The organism is Nocardia sp. NPDC060220 (genome assembly GCF_042727815.1).
Lineage (GTDB): Bacteria > Actinomycetota > Actinomycetes > Mycobacteriales > Mycobacteriaceae > Nocardia.
The window spans coordinates 1-1,351 of record NZ_JBHWZY010001277.1 but is presented as its reverse complement, the minus strand read 5'-3'; the positions used below and the strand labels follow the sequence as shown (position 1 = coordinate 1,351).

The window sequence follows — 1,351 nt, the reverse complement described above, 5'->3', positions numbered from 1 at the left end:
GGAGCCGAGGTCGGCGTCGAACGAGCCGGTGCCGCTACCGACGTCGACCGAGCCCATCGAGCTACCGGTGGGTGGGCCGATCACGACCGAACCGGAGGGGAGCAGATCCCAATCGGCGCTGCCGACCGCGCCGGCGGTGCCGGCGGTGCCGAGCAGGGTTCCCGCGGCGAGCACGGCCAGCAGGCCTGTCCTGGCGGCGGTGGTTTGACGGATGGACATGGCTGATACCTCCGAGAGCTTCGCTGTGATAGCTCCCAGACGGTAACTGAAATACGCTGATTTCACACCAGATCGGCGCGGTCCGCTACGCCTGTGGCCGCTGGCCCACTTCCATCTGAACGCGGTAGCGGTCGGCGCGGTACCAGCTCTGGGTGTGCTCGATCGGCACCTCCGCACTGAACGACACCCGGTCGAAATGCAGTACGGGAGCGCCCTTCTTGACGCCGAGCAGCGCCGCGACACCGGCTTCGGCGGCCTGGGCGTCGACTGTTTGCACGGCGCGTTCGATCGGCCTGCCGTAGCGGTCTGCCGTGGTCCGGTAGATCGAGCCGGTGAGGTCGTGCGAGATCAGGCCGGGCACCAGTTCGGGGTTGAACCAGGCGTCGTCGACGCTGACCGGATCGTCGTCGGCCAACCGCAATCGGCGCACGTGATAGGCGAGCACGCCCTGCGGCAGACGCAGCGCGCGGGCGGTGGCCTCGGGCGCTATCGCCTCCTCGGCAACGAGCACCAGGGTGGTCGGATGGTGGCCGAGCGCGCGCATCTCCTCGGTGAACGAGGCCAGGTGTAGCCGCGACTGCACGGGCCGGTGCGCGACGAAGGTGCCCTTGCCGCGAACCCGGACCAGATATCCCTCGTTCACCAGCTGACCGACCGCCTCGCGCACGGTGATCCGGCTGACGCCGTAGTCCTGCATCAGATTGCGCTCGCTGGTCAGCAGGTCGCCCGGCTGTAGCTCGCGCGTGCACTTCTGCAGCAGGATCGCGCGCAGCTGTTCGTGTTTGGGCACTGCGCTGTCGCGCAGCGGTGCGGGCATCGCCAGTGGCTCCTTTTTCCTGGTAGGCCGACCGGTCCCTACTGGTCCTATCCGGTGGAACCGAGAATACGCGACCGGCGCCGAGGAGCCCAGAGATCTACACCCGGATCAGCGGATTCCCGGTGTACGCGGGTCGGTGCCGACGCATCCCAGGATGACGCATCCCGGTGGCGAATCCGCGAACGGGGCCTTCGGAGTTTCGCCGAGGCAGTCGAGGAAGTTGCAACCGGGGTAGGCGTACGGGCCGACCCCGAGCGTGCCGAAGAAGGCATCGGGCCGGGCGATCATCGGATCGGTCACGCTCACATCGGGACG

General features: G+C 68.1%; 2 protein-coding genes and 1 pseudogene. All 3 read right to left on the bottom strand.

Features of this window, described 5'->3' with window-relative positions; translation table 11 throughout:
• A partial coding sequence (locus ACFWF3_RS36020) for a hypothetical protein (protein WP_379318643.1) occupies positions 1-219 on the bottom strand: 219 nt, incomplete at its 3' end.
• Between the two features lie 85 nt (positions 220-304).
• On the bottom strand, positions 305-1,036 hold the full coding sequence (locus ACFWF3_RS36015; RefSeq protein ID WP_378993109.1) for a GntR family transcriptional regulator: 732 nt from the start codon (positions 1,034-1,036) through the stop codon (positions 305-307).
• A 108-nt stretch (positions 1,037-1,144) separates the two neighbouring features.
• Positions 1,145-1,351: pseudogene (locus ACFWF3_RS36010) on the bottom strand (hydrolase); the annotation flags it as partial.